The organism is Arthrobacter sp. SLBN-112, from assembly GCF_030944625.1.
In the GTDB taxonomy this organism is placed as follows: domain Bacteria; phylum Actinomycetota; class Actinomycetes; order Actinomycetales; family Micrococcaceae; genus Arthrobacter.
Window position 1 is genome coordinate 2,667,468 of sequence record NZ_JAUSXY010000001.1, and the last position, 17,320, is coordinate 2,684,787.

General features: G+C 67.4%; 17 protein-coding genes and 1 tRNA gene. 9 read left to right on the top strand and 9 right to left on the bottom strand.

From position 1 onward, the window contains the following. Positions 1 to 3 precede the first annotated feature (3 nt). Positions 4 to 711, bottom strand: a complete 708-nt coding sequence (locus QF050_RS12540; RefSeq protein ID WP_308930708.1) for a DNA alkylation repair protein — start codon at positions 709 to 711, stop codon at positions 4 to 6. A 78-nt stretch (positions 712 to 789) separates the two neighbouring features. Between QF050_RS12540 and QF050_RS12545 the strand changes: the two genes are divergently transcribed. Next, complete coding sequence (locus tag QF050_RS12545) at positions 790 to 1,701, top strand: aldose 1-epimerase family protein (protein ID WP_308932163.1); 912 nt, start codon at positions 790 to 792, stop codon at positions 1,699 to 1,701. 6 nt (positions 1,702 to 1,707) lie between these two features. Here the strand turns inward: QF050_RS12545 and QF050_RS12550 are convergent, their stop codons facing one another. Both QF050_RS12550 and QF050_RS12555 read right to left on the bottom strand, forming a co-directional pair. After that, complete coding sequence (locus tag QF050_RS12550) at positions 1,708 to 2,487, bottom strand: alpha/beta hydrolase (protein ID WP_308930709.1); 780 nt, start codon at positions 2,485 to 2,487, stop codon at positions 1,708 to 1,710. Continuing rightward, entirely contained in the window at positions 2,484 to 3,566 is a 1,083-nt protein-coding gene (locus tag QF050_RS12555) for a LacI family DNA-binding transcriptional regulator (RefSeq protein ID WP_308930710.1), read from the bottom strand. The genes QF050_RS12550 and QF050_RS12555 overlap by 4 nt, the downstream gene beginning before the upstream one ends. Before the next feature lie 171 nt (positions 3,567 to 3,737). Here QF050_RS12555 and QF050_RS12560 point away from each other — a divergent pair, with 171 nt between their 5' ends. Genes QF050_RS12560 through QF050_RS12570 form a run of 3 tightly spaced genes read left to right on the top strand, consistent with a single transcriptional unit; the run spans position 3,738 to position 6,957 of the window. After that, positions 3,738 to 4,907: a Gfo/Idh/MocA family oxidoreductase gene (locus QF050_RS12560; RefSeq protein ID WP_308930711.1), complete on the top strand. Its 1,170-nt coding sequence runs from the start codon at positions 3,738 to 3,740 to the stop codon at positions 4,905 to 4,907. Beyond that, a complete protein-coding gene (locus QF050_RS12565) occupies positions 4,907 to 6,121 on the top strand; it encodes a dihydrodipicolinate synthase family protein (RefSeq protein ID WP_308930712.1) in 1,215 nt (404 codons plus the stop codon). Before QF050_RS12560 ends, QF050_RS12565 begins: the two co-directional genes overlap by 1 nt. Further along, complete coding sequence (locus tag QF050_RS12570) at positions 6,118 to 6,957, top strand: sugar phosphate isomerase/epimerase family protein (RefSeq protein WP_308930713.1); 840 nt, start codon at positions 6,118 to 6,120, stop codon at positions 6,955 to 6,957. Before QF050_RS12565 ends, QF050_RS12570 begins: the two co-directional genes overlap by 4 nt. Positions 6,958 to 7,074: 117 nt before the next feature. Here the strand turns inward: QF050_RS12570 and xylB are convergent, their stop codons facing one another. Continuing rightward, positions 7,075 to 8,493 (bottom strand): xylulokinase, encoded by a 1,419-nt coding sequence (xylB, locus tag QF050_RS12575; RefSeq protein ID WP_308930714.1) that lies wholly within the window; start codon positions 8,491 to 8,493, stop codon positions 7,075 to 7,077. Between the two features lie 3 nt (positions 8,494 to 8,496). Next, positions 8,497 to 9,684: a xylose isomerase gene (xylA, locus tag QF050_RS12580; protein ID WP_308930715.1), complete on the bottom strand. Its 1,188-nt coding sequence runs from the start codon at positions 9,682 to 9,684 to the stop codon at positions 8,497 to 8,499. 148 nt (positions 9,685 to 9,832) lie between these two features. Here xylA and QF050_RS12585 point away from each other — a divergent pair, with 148 nt between their 5' ends. After that, the gene (locus tag QF050_RS12585) at positions 9,833 to 11,056 is read left to right on the top strand and encodes an ROK family protein (protein ID WP_308930716.1); all 1,224 of its coding nucleotides are present in this window, start codon (positions 9,833 to 9,835) and stop codon (positions 11,054 to 11,056) included. A gap of 50 nt (positions 11,057 to 11,106) precedes the next feature. Here QF050_RS12585 and QF050_RS12590 read toward each other — a convergent pair. Continuing rightward, positions 11,107 to 11,179: transfer RNA gene (locus QF050_RS12590), tRNA-Arg, on the bottom strand. 206 nt (positions 11,180 to 11,385) lie between these two features. Here QF050_RS12590 and QF050_RS12595 point away from each other — a divergent pair. From QF050_RS12595 to ettA, 3 genes are all read left to right on the top strand, one after another. Continuing rightward, on the top strand, positions 11,386 to 11,943 hold the full coding sequence (locus tag QF050_RS12595; RefSeq protein ID WP_308930717.1) for a single-stranded DNA-binding protein: 558 nt from the start codon (positions 11,386 to 11,388) through the stop codon (positions 11,941 to 11,943). A 111-nt stretch (positions 11,944 to 12,054) separates the two neighbouring features. After that, on the top strand, positions 12,055 to 12,612 hold the full coding sequence (locus QF050_RS12600) for a hypothetical protein (protein WP_308930718.1): 558 nt from the start codon (positions 12,055 to 12,057) through the stop codon (positions 12,610 to 12,612). A gap of 60 nt (positions 12,613 to 12,672) precedes the next feature. After that, positions 12,673 to 14,355: an energy-dependent translational throttle protein EttA gene (gene ettA, locus QF050_RS12605; protein WP_018761593.1), complete on the top strand. Its 1,683-nt coding sequence runs from the start codon at positions 12,673 to 12,675 to the stop codon at positions 14,353 to 14,355. 84 nt (positions 14,356 to 14,439) lie between these two features. Here the strand turns inward: ettA and QF050_RS12610 are convergent, their stop codons facing one another. Then, positions 14,440 to 15,375: an acyl-CoA thioesterase II gene (locus QF050_RS12610; protein WP_308930719.1), complete on the bottom strand. Its 936-nt coding sequence runs from the start codon at positions 15,373 to 15,375 to the stop codon at positions 14,440 to 14,442. Between the two features lie 64 nt (positions 15,376 to 15,439). Here QF050_RS12610 and QF050_RS12615 point away from each other — a divergent pair, with 64 nt between their 5' ends. Beyond that, entirely contained in the window at positions 15,440 to 16,099 is a 660-nt protein-coding gene (locus QF050_RS12615) for a hypothetical protein (protein ID WP_308930720.1), read from the top strand. Positions 16,100 to 16,123: 24 nt separating this feature from the next. Here the strand turns inward: QF050_RS12615 and QF050_RS12620 are convergent, their stop codons facing one another. Then, entirely contained in the window at positions 16,124 to 16,603 is a 480-nt protein-coding gene (locus QF050_RS12620) for a globin (protein ID WP_308930721.1), read from the bottom strand. 1 nt (position 16,604) lies between these two features. Further along, on the bottom strand, positions 16,605 to 17,288 hold the full coding sequence (locus QF050_RS12625) for a mechanosensitive ion channel domain-containing protein (protein ID WP_308930722.1): 684 nt from the start codon (positions 17,286 to 17,288) through the stop codon (positions 16,605 to 16,607). Positions 17,289 to 17,320: the final 32 nt, after the last annotated feature.

The window sequence follows — 17,320 nt, forward strand, 5'->3', positions numbered from 1 at the left end:
GAGCTAAGGCCGGCCGGCGCCGGCGCCGATCCTGCGCAAGGCCTCCCTGCGTGACAACGGACTCAGCTCCTGCCGATGCCGGGCGACGAACTCCTCCACCCATTCAGGTGCCGTTTTGGCGAATTCACGGAGCGCCCAGCCAATCGCTTTGCGGATAAAGAATTCCCGGTCCGCCAGATTCGGCTCAATGACATCGGCAAGCAGCACCGTGTCGGTGGCGCGCTTCGCCCGAAGCTGCGACGTGATGCTGGCGCGTCGAATCCAGAAGTCCGGATCGCGGCTCCACGTCCTCAAAACCGCGGACATCTCAACCGGGTGCGCCAGCAGCAGGGCACAGATCCGGCCGGACACGCCGTCCACAAAATCCCACCACGCCCCGGTGCGGATGATTTCCTCGTATACCGGCAGCATCTCCAGGTCCTTGGCAACCAGGGGGTTGCCGGTCAGGTCAATGGCTGCATAGCGTTCTTCCCGGAATGCGGACGTGCGCCACAGTTCCAGCACCGTGGCGCGCACGCCGCCGGCCGATGCCGGCGGAAACTCTGCCGTGGCCTGTGCCGCGATCCGCCGGACATCCGGGACCCTGACGCCCAGTGAGGGCAAGGAAGACTTCATGTACGCCTGCGCGCCGGCGGCACGCGCGGGATCGGAGAGCTCCCACAGCGCGCTCCGGACGGCGGCGATAAGGTACTGGTCGGGTGCCGCTTCCATGGAGCAACTCTAACGAGCCGGGCCCCGGCAGGATGAAGTATGCTGTTTAGCGCTAACAAATTCTCGTTGAAGGACGCCATGCCCGGAACAGAAGTCCGCATCGCCCACGGACCCTACACCGCCGTCGTGACCACCCGCGGCGGTTCCCTCCGGGAGCTGCGCTGCGGAGATCGGGATCTGGTGGTGGGCTTTGGGCCGGAGGGAGGGGTTCCGGATTACCGGGGCGTGATCTGCGCGCCGTGGCCCAACCGGCTGGCTGACGGCACCTACGCCTACGCCGGCCAGTCCTATGCAGCCACCATCAACGAGCCGGAGCGCGGGTCGGCCCTGCACGGGCTGGCCATCCATCAGGCCTGGAACGTCCTGGAGGCGTCGGCGGACCGGGCGGTGCTCGGCTGCCGCGTTCCGGCCGGACCGGAATACCCGGGCGACCTGGAACTCACGGTCGCCTATTCCCTGTCCGGGGAGGGCCTCCGAGGTACGGTCACCGCTGTCAACGCCGGTACCCGGGCCGCGCCGTACGGCGTTTGCCCCCATCCCTACCTTGTGGCCGGCACTGCTCCGCTGGATGACTGGACGCTGGAACTTCCGGCCGGCGCCTACCTCGAGGTCACCCCGGACCGTTTGCTCCCGGTGGCCATGCGGCAGGTGGAGCAGGACGCGTTCGACTTCCGCCTACCGCGCAGGCTGGGGCCGGTCAAGATCGACCACGCTTTTACCGGTATCTCCCGCGACGGGGCCGGGTTGGCTTGCGTCCGGGTACTGGATCCGTCGGGAACGGGCGTGGAGCTGGAATGGGGGCCGGAGTGGCCCTGGGTCCAGGTGCATACGGGGGACAAGCCTGTTGGTCCGGACCGGCTGGGCCTGGCGGTTGAGCCCATGACTTGCCCGCCGGACGCCTTCAATTCCGGAACAGACCTGATACACCTCGAGCCGGGCGGCTCCCACTCGGCGAGCTGGACCATCCGCGCTGTGGGCCGGCGGGACTAGGTAACGCTAGCTGCCGCGGCCACCGGCTGCGGTGCGGGCTGCTTCGGCCGTTGAATCGGTCCAGCCGGCACGTTCCAGCCATGACGCGCACAGGGACGTCCACTGTCCGGGTCCCGGCTCGCCTGCTGCGAGGCCCAGGCCGTGCCGCCCCTCCGGGAAGACATGCAGTTCGGCGGGTACGCCGGCGGCGATCAGCGCCTTGGCGTAGTCCAGGCTGTTGCCAACCGGGACCGCGTCGTCGTCCGCGGTGTGCCAGAGGAAAGCCGGCGGGGTCCTGGCCGTCACGTTCAGCTCGGCGGACAGGGCCGCAAGGAGGTCCGACGGCGGCAGCTCGCCGAGGAGGTTGTCCACAGACCCCTGATGCATGTCGTGGACCAGGGACACCACCGGGTAGCAAAGCACTGAGAGGTCCGGGACGGCGGCCTCGACGTCGAGGCCCCGGTTGCCGGTGCCTGCTGCCGTGGACAGTGTGGCCGCCAGGTGGCCGCCGGCCGAGAATCCCAGGACTCCCACGCGCTTCTGGTCCACGGCGAGGCCGTGCGGTCCGCTCCGGATGAAGAGCATGGCCGCCTTGGCGTCTTCAAGGGGTGCGGGGTGGCGGTCCGGGGCCACGCGGTAGCGCAGGACGAAAGCGTGGATACCCAGCGATGCGAGCCATTCCGCGACCGGCTCGGCTTCGTGGTCCGCCTGGCGCGCGTAACCGCCGCCCGGCAGGACCAGGATGGCGGGCCGGGGGCCGGCGGCTTCAGCGCGCGCCGGAACCGCGGTGATCCTGCGCGAAATCATACGGCGGCGGCCTCGGTGCTGCGCCGAAGCGTGACCTCCCCGGTAACGGCTTCGTCGGGGCCGGCTTCCTGGTCCTCACCGGCAGGCCGGGGGCGGGTGGCCCGGGTGGCAAGCCGGCCAATGTCTTCAAGCGGCAAGCGGACGGTAGAGAGGGCAGGCCTGAAGTCCCGGAGCGTTTCGATGTCATCAAAGCCGGCGATTGAGGCGTCGCGGGGGATCCGCAGCCCCTCGGACCGAAGGGCTGCCGCGGCGCCGATCGCCATCACGTCGTTGACCGCGAAAATGCACATCTTCGGAGCGGCGGAGTCCGCGGCCGAGGCTGCCTTGATGCGTGCAGCCAGTTGCAGGCCGGCCTCGTAGCCGCCGGCCCGGTTGAAGGCGCTCCTGAGCACCTCCGCCGGCCGGCGCCCGGCCCGGGCCAGGCCGTCCTGGAAGCCGCGGATCCGGTCATCGGAGGTGTACAGGCCTTCGGGACCGCCGATAATCACAAAATCGCCGTCCCAGCCGGCGGCCAGTTCCGTGGCCAACCGGCCGGCAAGCTCCTGGTTGGGGACTTCGACGACGTGGTAGCCCTCCAATGCGGTGGCACCCACCACTGCATGCCCCACCACTGCCACCCTGCCGCCGTTGCGGCAGTACCGGTCGAGTTCTGCGGCCAGCTGCGCGTTGCCTTCCTGGTCCTCGGTCCGGCAGGACCGGGAGCCGGCGATCACGATCGAATCTGCACGGCGGGCAGCGAAAGCCGCCACGGCTTCCTTTTCTTCCGCAGGTCCGCCCCCGGTGGTGGCGAGGAGCACCATTTTCCGCTGTTCCCGTGCGGCATCCTGCACGCCGCGGGCAATGGCGGCGAAATACGGGTCGGCGATGTCGTGGACAATCAGGCCGATGAGTCCGGAGCTGGATTTCGCGAGGCCCTGGGCCTGCGCATTGGGGATGTAGCCCAGTGAGTCGGCCGCTTGGCGGACGCGCTCGGCAATGTCCTTGCCGGGGGTCCGGGCTGAGCCGTTCAACACGCGTGAGGCCGTGGCAGGCGAGACGCCGGCGAGGCGGGCAACCTCGGTAAGGGTACTAGCAGCCACAGCATCTCCTGGTGGTCGGGGCGGGCTCAAAGGGTAAGGACATTATGACAGTTCAAACTACTTCCGGAAAGCGCTTGCCAAGCGGAACGGTGCGGTGCATCATGGAAACAGAGGGAATGCGCTTTCCCGATTCGTCTTGAGTACACTTTGCTCACTCACCGTGGAGGACACATGGGCTTCGAAACTAAAACGATCCGTATTGCCATGAACGGCATCACCGGCCGCATGGGCTACCGCCAGCACCTGCTGCGGTCCATCCTGCCCATCCGCGACGCCGGCGGCTTCACCCTGGAAGACGGCACGCGCGTCCAGGTTGAGCCCATCCTGGTGGGCCGCAACGAGGCCAAAATCCGCGAGCTGGCGGAAAAGCACAAGGTGTCCGAGTGGACCACGGACCTGGACGCCGTGATCAACGACCCCACTGTGGACGTCGTCTTCGACGCTTCCATGACCAGCCTGCGCGCCGCCACGCTCAAGAAGGCCATGCTGGCCGGCAAGCACATCTTCACGGAGAAGCCGACGGCAGAAACCCTGGAAGAGGCCATCGAACTGGCCCGCATCGGCAAGGAAGCCGGCGTCACCGCCGGCGTTGTCCACGACAAGTTGTACCTCCCCGGCCTGGTCAAGCTCCGCCGGCTGGTGGACGAAGGCTTCTTCGGCCGCATCCTGTCCATTCGCGGCGAATTTGGCTACTGGGTCTTCGAGGGCGACATCCAGGCGGCCCAGCGCCCGTCCTGGAACTACCGCAAGGAAGACGGCGGCGGCATGACCACCGACATGTTCTGCCACTGGAACTACGTGCTGGAAGGCATCATCGGCAAGGTCAAGAGCGTCAACGCCAAGACCGCCACCCACATCCCGGCACGCTGGGACGAGGCCGGCAAGGAGTACAAGGCCACTGCCGATGACGCCTCCTACGGCATCTTCGAGCTCGAGACACCGGCCGGGGACGACGTCATCGGCCAGATCAACTCCTCCTGGGCCGTCCGGGTATACCGCGACGAACTGGTGGAGTTCCAGGTGGACGGCACCCATGGTTCGGCTGTTGCCGGCCTGAACAAGTGCGTCGCCCAGCAGCGCGCCCACACTCCCAAGCCGGTCTGGAACCCGGACCTTCCGGTCACCGAGTCATTCCGCGACCAGTGGCAGGAAGTACCCGCCAACGCCGAGTTGGACAACGGCTTCAAGCTGCAGTGGGAGGAATTCCTCCGCGACGTCGTCGCCGGCCGCGAACACCGCTTCGGCCTGCTCTCCGCCGCCCGCGGCGTCCAGCTCGCCGAGCTGGGGCTGCAGTCCAACGACGAACGGCGCACCATCGACATCCCGGAGATCACCCTCTAATGACTTCCCTCATCCTTCCCTCCGAAGACGGCGGCACCAGGGAATACCGGCTGCAGGGCGGCGCCGCCTGGGGCCGCCCCACGGCACCCCTGACCGCGCGCCGGGCGTACGCGGCTGCCCACGTCATCCCTGAAGTGCTCGCCGACAATACCCCGGGTGCCCCGGCACGGCTGGACTGGGACGCCACCATGGCGTACCGCCACGAGCTGTGGTCCTATGGCCTCGGCGTGGCCGACGCCATGGACACCGCCCAGCGCGGCATGGGCCTGGACTGGGCCGCCACCCAGCAGCTCATCAAGCGCACAGGCGTAGAAGCCGCCTCGGTGGTTTCGGCCGGCAATGCGGCAACCGCGGGCAAGTCCGTTCGCGACCTGGTCTCCTGCGGCGCAGGCACCGACCAGCTCGACATCGACGCCCTGCCCTCCGGCGAGGCCGGCATCAAGGCCGTCCTGGAGGCCTACCGCGAGCAAATCGCCGTCGTCACCGAGGCCGGACCCAAGGTCATCCTCATGGCATCCCGCGCCCTGGCGAAGGTGGCCGGCGGCCCCGAAGACTACCTGAAGGTGTACTCCACCCTCCTGCAGGAAGTGGACCAGCCGGTCATCCTGCACTGGCTGGGCACCATGTTCGATCCCGCCCTCGCCGGCTACTGGGGATCGGATGACGTTGCCACGGCCACCGAAACGTTCCTCGGCCTCATCAAGGACAATGCGGCCAAGGTTGACGGCGTCAAGGTCTCGCTGCTCGATGCGAGCCACGAGGTGGCCTTGCGGGCAGCCCTGCCCGAAGGCGTCCGGCTCTACACCGGCGACGACTTCAACTACCCGGAACTCATCGACGGCGACGGCAGCCACCACTCCGACGCCCTGCTGGGAATCTTCGCGGCAATCTACCCGGCCGCCTCGGTGGCCCTGCAGAACTACGACGCCGGCAACGCCGCCAAAGCCCGCGAAATCCTCGACTCCACCCGCGAACTGGGCAAGCACATCTTCAGCGCACCCACTTTCTACTACAAGACGGGCATCGCCTTCATGTCCTGGCTCAACGGCAAGCAGCCGGGCTTCCAGATGGTGGGCGGCCTGCACTCCGGCCGCTCGGTCTGCCACCTGGCCAGGACCTTCGAACTGGCGGACCAGGCCGGACTGCTGAAGGACCCCGCACTGGCCGCCTTCCGGATGTCCGACTACCTGCGCATCAACGGGGTGGGGGTATGAGCAACTTCGCGCGCCTTTCCATCAACAGCGCCACCACCAAGAAGTGGACGCTCGCCCAGGTCGTGGAAGGGTGCGTCAACGCCGGCATTCCCTCGATCGGCCCGTGGCGGGACCGCGTGGCGGAAGCCGGCCTGGATAAGGCGGCCCGCCTGATCAAGGACGCCGGCCTGCGCGTCTCCTCACTGTGCCGCGGCGGGTTCCTCACCGCGGCTGACGCCGAGGGCCAGGCGGCCGCGCTCGCGGACAACCGGGCAGCAATCCTTGAAGCCGTGGCCCTGGATACCCGGGAACTGTTCCTGGTGGTCGGAGGCCTTGCCCCGGGGGAGAAGGACGTCGTGGGAGCGCGGCAGCGTGTTGCCGACAGGCTCGCGGACCTGGTCCCGTTCGCCGCGGAACACGGCGTCCGCCTGGTCCTGGAGCCGCTGCACCCGATGTATGCGGCCGATCGTGCCCTGATCTCCACCCTGGGGCAGGCGCTGGACCTCGCAGCGCCTTTCGACGCCTCAACGGTGGGCGTCGCCGTGGACACCTTCCATGTCTGGTGGGACCCGGAACTGAAGGCGCAGATCGGGCGAGCGGGCCGGGAAAACCGGATCGCCTCCTACCAGGTGTGCGACTTCAACATGCCCATCGCCGCGGACCCGCTGCTGTCCCGCGGGTACATGGGCGACGGCGTGGTGGACTTCGCAACGATCGGCACCTGGGTCCGGGACGCCGGCTATACCGGAGACATCGAGGTGGAGATCTTCAACCAGGAGATTTGGGACACGGACGGCAACACCGTCCTGGCCACGGTCAAGGAGCGGTACGCGGAGCTCGTCCTCCCGTTCGCCTGACCTGATACAGACCGCGGGCTCCTGCCGACGTTTTCCGCAGGCAGGAGCCTGCGCCCCACATGGAAGGACCCGGACCGCTGCCAGCGGTCCGGGTCCTTCCTGGTTTTGCGGACCGTCCTAGGCGTAAGCCGAGGCGAGCCGGCGGTACCGGGCCAGCACACCGGCGTCGTCCGTTGCCCCGGGGAGGTCGACGGCGTCCGACGCCCACGCGGGGAAATGTCCGGTGAGTGCCGCGGCGGCCTGGCGGGCCGCTCCATCCGCGACATACTCGCCCGGCCGGGGAACCGTGACGCGGGTTCCCAGCAGGCGCGCTGCGACGTCCTGCACGGCGTCGGACTGGGCGCCGCCGCCCACCAGGAGGATCCGCCGGGCGGCCACGCCCTGGTCCTGGAGCGCTGCCAGGCCGTCGGCCAGGGAACAGACCACGCCTTCGACGGCGGCACGTGCCAGGTTGGCGGGGGTGTAGTTGGCCCGCGTGATGCCATGCAGGGAGCCGGTGGCGTCCGGCAGGTTGGGCGTCCGCTCCCCGTCGAAGTACGGGACCAGGGTCAGCCCTCCGGCGCCCGGTTCAGCGGACAGTGCCAGCCTGTTGAACTCTGCCAGGTCCACTCCCAGCAGGGCGGCCGTGGCATCGAAAACCCGCGCGGCGTTCAATGTGCACACCAGCGGAAGGTAGTGCCCGGCAGCGTCGGCGAAGCCCGCCACCAGCCCCGATGCATCTGCCGCAGGCGTGTCCGAAATGGCAAAGACGGTGCCGGAGGTGCCCAAGGACATGACGACGTCGCCCAGTTCCGCTCCGGCGCCGAGCGCAGCCGCCGCGTTGTCCCCGGCACCTGCGGCGAGCATGCTGCCTGCGGGGGTCCGGCCCGCCGGCTCCAGCGGGCCGAGGACCTTGGGGAGGGCCGGGACATGTCCCAGCGCGGCTGCCAGGACGTCCGGCAGGTACCTGCCCTCCGCCGTCGAGTAGTACCCGGTGCCGGAGGCATCCGAGCGGTCCGTTGCCAGCGCCGCCAGGCCTTCCCCGCCGCTGCCCGGGCCAAAGCCGGCGAGCCGCCAGGTCAGCCAGTCGTGCGGGAGGCACACGGCAGCCACCTTTGCGGCGTTGTCCGGTTCGTTCTCCGCCAGCCAGCGCAGCTTGGTTATGGTCAGCGAGGCCACCGGGACGGTGCCCGTGGCGCCGGCCCAGTACCGGGCGCCGGCCACGGGGTCCCCGCCGCCGGCGCCGTTGATGAGCTCAGCAGCCGCCCCGGCGCTGCGGGTGTCGTTCCACAGCAATGCAGGGCGGACAACCGCGCCGTCTGCGTCGAGGCACACCATGCCGTGCTGCTGGCCGCCGACGGAGATGGCGGCCACGTCATCCAGGCCGCCCGCTTCGGCAATCGCCTTCTGCAGCGCCGTCCACCAGTGGTCCGGATGGACCTCGGTGCCGTCGGGATGGCCGGCGCGGCCTTGGCGGACCAGCGCGCCGGTGTCCGCGTCGCGGACCACTACTTTGCAGGACTGGGTGGAACTGTCGATCCCTGCGACGAGTGCCATGGCCTACCGGGCGCCCAGGAGGTGTTCGATGGCGAGCTGGTTGAGGCGGACGAACGCGAAGGAGCGCTCGGCGACCTTGTCGGCGTCGAAGTCCTCGAAGGAGGCGGCGTCAGCGAGCAGGTCCGCGGTGCTTTCGCCGGCCTTGAGCGTGGGTTCGCCGAGTTCGAAGACGCCGGAGGCCTTGAGGGCTTCCTGGACGTCCGGGTTGGCGCGGAAGGCCAGGGCGCGTTCCTTGAGCAGGAGGTACATGGACATGTTGGCCTTCGCGGATTCCCAGACGCCGTCGTAGCCGTCGGTGCGGGAGGGCTTGTAGTCGAAGTGGCGCGGGCCGTCGTACTTCGGGCCGCCGCCCGGGAAGCCGTTTTCGAGCAGGTCCACGGTGAAGAAGGCGCTGGTGAGGTCGCCGTGGCCGAAGACGAGGTCCTGGTCGTACTTGATGCCGCGCTGTCCGTTGAGGTCGATGTGGAAGAGCTTGCCGGCCCAGAGCGCCTGGGCGATGCCGTGGGTGAAGTTCAGCCCGGCCATCTGCTCGTGGCCGGTCTCCGGGTTCAGGCCCACGATGTCTCCGTGTTCCAGCTGGGCGATGAAGGCCAGGCCGTGGCCTACGGTGGGCAGGAAGATGTCGCCGCGGGGTTCGTTGGGCTTTGGCTCCAGGGCGATGCGCAGGTTGTAGCCCTTGTCCTTGATGTAGCCCGCTGCCGTGTCCACGCCTTCCTTCATCCGGTCCAGGGCGGCGGCGAGGTCCTTGGACCCGTCGTATTCGCTGCCTTCCCGGCCGCCCCACATGACGAAGGTCTCGGCGCCGAACTCGGCGGCGAGGTCGATGTTGCGCAGGACCTTTGACAGGGCGAAGCGGCGGATGGAACGGTCGTTGGAGGTGAAGCCGCCGTCCTTGAAGACCGGGTGGCTGAACAGGTTGGTGGTGACCATCGGAACCTTCAGCCCGGTTTCCGCCAGGGCTGCGCGGAAGTTCTTCAGGATCAGCTCCCGCTCAGAAGCCGTAGCATCGAAGGGAATGAGGTCGTTGTCGTGGAAGGTGATGCCGTAGGCGCCCAGTTCGCTGAGCCGGTGGACTGCTTCCACCGGATCGAGGGCGGCACGGGTGGCCACGCCGAACGGGTCGGCGCCGGTCCAGCCCACGGTCCACAGGCCGAAAGTGAATTTGTCAGCGGGGGTGGGGGAAAGAGTCATGATGCGTCCTTGCGATCGTGTGCTCCGCGGGTTTGCGAAGCTTTAGTTCATTGCTTGAACTATATGAGGGGACGTAGGGTGGGGTCAAGGGTCCGGCGAGCCTCATGGCGGTGGGCCCGGACCTGTGGGCTGACTGAGGAGCGTTGTAATGGTGATGCCTGCGCCTGTGGTGGCGGGACCTGGGGGGACGACTCCTGGAAGCGTGGGGGATGTCCGGCGCAGCAACCTTGCCCTGGTCCTTGGGGCCATCGCCGAGTTCCCTTTTGGGGTCCATCCCAGCCGTGCCCAACTGGCCGCCGTGACCGGCCTGACGAAAGCATCTGTCTCCAGCCTGGTGCTGGATCTCCTGGACGCCGGCATCGTCCGCGAAATCGGCTTGAACCCGCAGGGGCGGGGCCGGCCGGGTGTCGGGCTGGAACTCAACCCGGGCCGGGCGGTCATGGGGATGGAGATCAATGTGGACTACATTTCCGCGGCAGTTGTTGACCTGTCCGGCGCCGTGCTGGTCCGGGAGGTGCAGGAGCGGGACAACCGCAACAGCATGGACGGGCCCGTCATGGCTGCGCTCGCCGTCCTGGCCGCCAGGGTCCGGAGCGCGGCGGGGGAGCAGGGAGTTGAAGTCCTCGGTGGCGGACTGGCCGTGCCCGGGCTGGTGGATCCTGCCGCGGCGCGGGTGGTCACGGCGCCCAACCTGGGATGGGCCAACGTAGAGCTGGACCTTGGTGCCGTGCTTCCCGAAGCGCCGCTCGGAGTTGCACTCTTCAACGAAGCCAACGCCGCCGCCCTGGCCGAGCTGCGGCACCGGCCGGAAGGAGCCTCGGATTTCCTCTTTGTCTCCGGCGAGGTGGGGGTAGGTGGCGGCCTGGTGATCGGGTCCGAACTCTTCACGGGCCCTGGTGGCCATGCCGGCGAAGTGGGGCATATCGTGGTGGAGCCCGACGGCGGCCGATGCTCGTGCGGCGGGACCGGGTGCCTGGAAACCGTGGCAGGCCAGGATGCCATCTTCGATGCTGCCGGGATCGGATCCGGCAGTTCACGCTCGGCCTCCATGTCCGCTCTCCTGCAGGCGCTTGACGCCGGGCGGCCGGGGGCGCTGGCCGCCGTCGAGCGCGCGGCGCGCTGCCTGGGCATAGCGCTCGCCTCGACGGCACGGGTGGTCAATATTTACTCTGTCGTACTCGGAGGCCACTTCGCTGTCCTGGAACCGTGGCTGCGCGGTCCGCTGCTGGACAGCCTGGAGAAGTACGCGCCGGGCAAGTACGGGTCCGGCCAGGTGTCGGTCTCGGCCGTGGGGGAGTCGGGGGCCCTGCTGGGCGCCGCCGGCAGTGTCATCCGGTCGCTCGTCGAAGCGCCGCACCGGCTGCAGGCCTAGCCCGGGTTAAGCAGAAACGCCCCGGTCCGAAGACCGGGGCGTTGACAGGGTGCCCCAGGAGGGAATCGAACCCCCGACCGGCGGATTAGAAGGCCGCTGCTCTATCCCCTGAGCTACTGAGGCATCGGGTTCCGGCCTGTACGCCGGCGCCTGAAAAAGTTTACCTTGCCGGAGGTGCCGGCGCTGTCATCGAGCACCCACTGCCCCTCCACAGCGGCGCCTGGACCCGTTTTGTCCACATACGCCGGCCCGTCCCTCCTTCCGGCCGCTATCCGGCGCAATGCTGGTCATGCCTGCAAAGGGCGCCACCATTGAGACAGGACGAAGAGATGAGCGAAACGATCACCATCCGGGGCTTCGTGGCCACCGAGATAACGAGTTCCACCACGCCCGGGGGAGTGGCCACGGCCTCTTTCCGCGTCGGTTCCACCAGCCGCCGTTTTGACCGGGAATCCAAAACCTGGCAGGACGGGCACACCAACTGGTTCACCGTCCAGGGGTACCGCCAACTCGCAGGAACCCTTGGATGCAGCATCAGGAAAGGCCAGCCGGTCATCGTGGTTGGCAAGCTGAAGATCCGCACCTGGGAGAAAGACGGGCGCGTCTACCACTCCACCGTCATCGACGCGGACACTGTGGGACATGACCTGTCCCTGGGCTCGGCCAATTTCATCCGGACATCCTCACGGCCGGCGCTCTCGCTTGTGGAGCAACCGCCGGCATCCGATCAGGGGCTCCCATCCGGCATGGATCAAGTCCAGGATGAACCGGAGGACCGGGAGGACGACCATCCGGACGATGAGGACCGTGCCGCGCTCCTGATCCAGGACAGCGACGGTGCCCTGGCCTCACTCGACCTCGAAACAGGGGAACTCGCAGAAGTCTAGGAACCACGAATCACTGTTCAGCGCTTCCCTTCCAGTCCCGGACGGGCGGAACGGCGGCACCCCCGGCCGCCCACCGCCCGTCCGCCAACAGGGCCATGGCAGAATGGCACCATGCGGCACACTCCTTTCCACCGGCAGAACACCCGGGCCGGTGCAGCCTTGGCGTGCGCCGTCCTGGCAACACTCTTGACAGGGTGCGTTGCCGGTCCGGCATCCAACGAACCAACCATGGACCAGGCCGCCGGCCCCGCGCCCTCAACTGCCGGCCCGGCCACCCAGACACCGTCTGCCCGGCCCTCGGCTTCTGCAACCCCCGGTGAGGGCAACATCGGTGCCCTGGCGGACACCTCCGGAAGTTCGTCGCCTGCCGCGGATGCCGCAGCCACTGAGAAGGTGAAACGGACGGTCACAGACTCCCTGACCAAGTTGGCCGCAGCGGCACCAAAACCTGCCACCGGCCAGGTAAGCGACGCTTTGACGGGGGCAGGCATCGCCCCCGGAGTGCTCCAGGTCTCGCAAAGCCGCACGCCCACCGGGCTGGAAGCGGACGCCATCGAGGCGGCAGTGCTGCAAGGCAAGGACTGCGTCATCGGCCAGGTCCGTGAAGGAGCGGTGACCGTCACGGTCCTGCCCGTCCTCGCCAGCGGGAAGTGCTTCGTCGGGTCCTGATCGAGCCGGAGGACCCCGGCAAATGTGAGATCTGCCCGCCGACCCACTAGATTTGAGACTATGGCGGAATTTATCTACACAATGACCAAGGCCCGCAAGGCCGTTGGCGAAAAGCTCATCCTTGATGACGTAAGCATGTCCTTCTTCCCGGGCGCCAAGATTGGTGTTGTGGGCCCCAACGGTGCCGGTAAGTCCACCATCCTCAAGATCATGGCCGGACTGGACACGCCCTCAAACGGCGAGGCCAGGCTCAGCCCCGGGTACAGCGTGGGCATCCTGCTCCAGGAGCCGCCACTCAACGAGGAAAAGACTGTCCTGGGCAACGTCCAGGAAGGTGTCGGCGAGATCTACGGCAAGATCCAGCGCTTCAATGAGATCTCCGAGGAAATGGCCAACCCCGACGCCGATTACGACACCCTCCTCGAAGAGATGGGCAAGCTGCAGGAAGCCATTGACGCCGCCGACGCCTGGGACCTCGACTCCCAACTCGAGCAGGCCATGGACGCCCTCCGCTGCCCGCCGGCCGACGCCGATGTCACCAACCTTTCCGGTGGTGAGCGCCGCCGTGTAGCCCTCTGCAAGCTCCTGCTCCAGAAGCCGGACCTGCTGCTGCTCGACGAGCCCACCAACCACCTGGATGCCGAGAGCGTGCTGTGGCTTGAGCAGCACCTGTCGAGCTACCCGGGCGCAGTCCTCGCCGTCACCCACGACCGCTACTTCCTCGACCACGTGGCGGAATGGATCGCCGAGGTGGACCGCGGCCACCTCTACCCCTACGAAGGCAACTACTCCACCTACCTGGAGAAGAAGCGCGCCCGCCTTGAGATCCAGGGCAAGAAGGACGCCAAGCAGGCCAAGCGCCTTGCGGAAGAACTTGATTGGGTCCGCTCCAACGCCAAAGGCCGCCAGACCAAGTCGAAGGCGCGCCTGGCCCGGTACGAGGAAATGGCCGCGGAAGCAGACCGCACCCGCAAGCTCGACTTCGAAGAGATCCAGATCCCGCCGGGACCCCGCCTCGGTGGCGTGGTGCTGGAGGCCAAGAACCTGCAGAAGGGCTTTGAGGACCGGACCCTGATCGACGGGCTGTCCTTCAGCCTGCCGCGCAACGGCATCGTGGGCGTCATCGGCCCCAACGGTGTTGGCAAGACCACGCTGTTCAAGACAATCGTGGGACTGGAACCGCTCGACGGCGGCGACCTGAAGATCGGCGAGTCGGTCAAGATCTCCTACGCGGACCAGAGCCGCGGCGGCATCGACCCCAACAAGACCCTGTGGGAGGTTGTCTCGGACGGGCTGGACTTCATCCAGGTCGGCAACGTGGAGATGCCGTCCCGCGCATACGTTGCAGCCTTCGGCTTCAAGGGCCCGGACCAGCAGAAGAAGGCCGGCGTCCTGTCCGGTGGTGAACGGAACCGGTTGAACCTGGCCCTGACCCTGAAGCAGGGCGGTAACCTGCTGCTCCTCGATGAGCCCACCAACGACCTCGACGTTGAAACCCTCAGCAGCCTTGAAAACGCCCTGCTGGAGTTCCCCGGCTGTGCAGTGGTCGTCTCCCACGACCGGTGGTTCCTTGACCGAGTGGCCACGCACATCCTCGCCTACGAAGGTGACGAGGAAAACCCCTCCAAGTGGTACTGGTTCGAGGGCAACTTCGAATCCTATGAGGAGAACAAGGTAGAGCGCCTGGGCCCCGATGCGGCCAAGCCGCACCGTGTGACCCACCGCCGGCTGACCCGCGACTAGCGACTGGGTCGGCGGGACTCCGCCGCGGGAACAACCACGACGTGGACATAAGGCCGGCGCCCCCAGGGCGCCGGCCTTATGTCGTCACCCCTGATTCTTGTGCGACTCATCCGTGTCGGCGGGGACCCGCACCATGCCCTCCTGGGCCACGGACGCGACGTGCTGGCCTTCCCGGTTGAAGATCTTGCCGGTGGCCAGTCCGCGGGCACCCTGGGCGCTAGGGGACTCCTGGACATAGAGCAGCCAGTCGTCCACCCGCGCCGGACGGTGCCACCACATGGCGTGGTCCAGGCTGGCAACGTTCATCCCGGGCGTGATCCAGCTCAGCCCATGCCTCCGGAGGATTGACTCGAGGAGGGTGTAGTCGCTGGCGTAGGCCAAGGCTGCACGGTGCAGGTTGGGATTGTCCGGCACGGGCCCGAGGGTCTTCATCCAGACGGCGTTGCGCGCCTCGCGCGGTCCGGTTGCCGAGACGTACAGCGCAGGGTCAACGTGCCGGATATCGAAGGGCCGCTCGTATGCCCAATGCCGGGCCACGGGATGGTCAAACTTTCCCAGCAGGTCCGCCGTGCTGGGAAGCGACTCCGGATCGGGGATCCCCGCCGGCATCACGGAAGAGTGGTCGATCCCCTCGGCTTCGACCTGGAAGGAAGCAATCATGGACAGGATGGGCACCCCGTCCTGGTACGCGTGGACGCGCCTGGCGGAAAAGGACCTGCCGTCCCGGAGCCGCTCGACACCGAACGTGATGGGCTTGTTGGCGTCGCCGGGCCGCAGGAAGTACCCGTGCATCGAGTGGACCAACCGATCCGGATCAACGGTCCTGGTCGAGGCGACGAGGGACTGCGCCAGCACCTGGCCGCCGAATACCCGGTGGTGCGGCTGCCGCTGGGAGGGGCCAAGGAAGATGTCCTCGTCCGTCCGGGCACCTTCAAGATCGCCAAGGTCCAGCAGTTCGATCAGCGATGAGGTGGGATCGCCACTGGGCGGCGCCAGCAGTCCGGCTTCGGCTTCAGTCATGGTCCGACTCTAGACGGCGCCCGCGGAACCACTCAACCTGCGCGCAGCCGGTAGTGTTCTTGGTGTGTCTGATCTCCTCACTTCGTCCTTCCGTTTCGCCGACCCCAGGGATCTTGCGGACCTGAAGACGTTCGCCACCCGTGCTAAAGCCATTGACGACGGCGCCATCCGGCTCCAGGCCGCCGGTTCCGTCCTGGCGGCCTACGTCTGCGTTTTGCGGCCCCGGCTGCTCGGTGAATCGACCCCCACTATCCTGGGCCTGCGCACCATGGCGCTGGCGGACCCGTCCGCAACGGACGTCACAGTGCCGTTGGCGGCTGTCCTGGACCGGCTGGCCCGCGCCGGAGAGTCCGACGTCGAGCTGCCGGTTCCGCCCGCCACCGTCACCGAATCCTGGACCGGGGTTGGCGCCCCGCGGGGCGGATGGGAGCCGCTGGGCCCCATCAGCGATGCCCACCTGCGGGAGGCCGCCGAAGCCGGCATCGCCGAAGTGGCTGGCATTGTGCCGGACAAGCCCGGCGCCCTGATCGTAAACAACGCCCGGGCTGCCGTGTGGGGGCGGGAACTGGACCACTCCGGCCTGCCGGCCGGTGCTGCCTTCGCAGCCCTCGCCCTGGGTTTCCTCGCTGAAGGGGACCAGGCGCTCTACCGTGCCGGCCGATGGTTCCGACTCAGTGGCCCGCGCGGGCACGTCCTGGCACGCACCGGCAGCGGCCTCCTGTAATCCCAGGCCTCTGACGGGCCGGCATCAGGCGTCGGAGGGGCTGTTCACCATGGACAGCGCCGCCCGCTCCATGTACTCCCACAGGGTTCCCTCATACAACGGCGGCAGGTCCAGGGCGTCCACGGCCGCGCGCATGTGGAACAGCCACCGGTCCTTTGCCTCGGGTGTGACTTTGAAGGGCATGTGCCGCATCCGCAGGCGGGGATGCCCCCGCTCCTCACCGTAGGTTGTGGGCCCGCCCCAGTACTGTTCCAGGAACATCAGGAACCTGCGCTTTGCCGGGGCCAGGTCCTCCTCCGGGTACATCGGCCGCAGCAGCGGATCGGTGGCGACGCCGTCGTAGAAAACGTCGATGAGCTTCACGAACGTATCGTGGCCACCCACTGCGTCGTAGAAACTGTCGGTGTACGCCGGCTGGCTGAAAGGGTCATTTTGCATCAGCTGGGGCCGCTGCGGCTGGAGGGGGCCCGGGACACCAGGGCGCGGCTCAATGGGAAGCGTCATGCTATTCACCGGCTTTCTGGTCGGTCTTCTTGGTCTCCACATGCGCCGAGGCCTGGTCTGTGGTGCCGTCGTCGGACTCATGCAGCGGCAGGTAACGGCCCTGCGACCGGTTGCCCACGCGCAGGATTTCACCATTGCGCAGGTACCAGATGGCGCCGTCGTCAGAGCGGACCCGGGTGATCCGCAGTCCCATGGACTCCACCACGCCCACCACTTCGCTGGTTTCGATGACGTCGCCGATGCCGTACTGGTCTTCAATGGTAATGAAGATCCCGGACAGGAAGTCGCGGATCAGTTGCTGGGCGCCGAAGCCGATGGCGACACCCAGGATTCCCACGCTGGTCAGCAGGGGAGCGATGTTGATATCCAGGTTCTGCAGGACATACATGCCGGTGATGATGACCACCAGCACTCCCACCACGCTGTTCAGCAGCGAGCCGATGGTTTCGGCGCGCTGCACCCGCCTCTCATGGTCCAGGGCGCGGATCGCCGGTGCCACCCATTTAAACATGGGCTTCTTGAAGAAATTGCTTCCGGCAGCGATGCGCCTGGTGATCCGCGAGATGATGAACGTGGCCACGAGCCAGAAGGCCACGCCGATGCCGAGGCTGATCACGATGCCCGGGATGCTTATGCCATCGGGTTGCGTTGTGGCTGGGGGAATGATCGACAACATACTGACCATGGGTGGAAATAGCTCCTTGGGGGATTGCGCTG